The following is a 202-nucleotide window of genomic DNA, read 5'->3' on the forward strand; positions in this document are numbered from 1 at the left end:
CAAAAAACAACAAGGTTATAACAAAGCAACTTCTGGCGCTAGCATTCAAAGCACAAATGCTAGTTATGGTACAGAGTTTGCAACTGAAACAGATGTGCAAGCAGTGAAAAAGCAAAACGCACAATCAGCTGCAAAAAAATCACAATCTTCTAGCACAAATCAGTAACAAAGGAAAAACACTTCTCTTTCTAAGGGAAGTGTT

At 37.1% G+C, this 202-nt stretch carries 1 pseudogene; it reads left to right on the forward strand.

The features are described from left to right. Window positions 1-151, forward strand: a pseudogene (locus MR058_RS23220) (gamma-type small acid-soluble spore protein); the annotation flags it as partial. Window positions 152-202: the final 51 nt, after the last annotated feature.

The organism is Bacillus cereus group sp. BfR-BA-01430, assembly GCF_022663115.1.
GTDB lineage: Bacteria > Bacillota > Bacilli > Bacillales > Bacillaceae_G > Bacillus_A > Bacillus_A cereus_BD.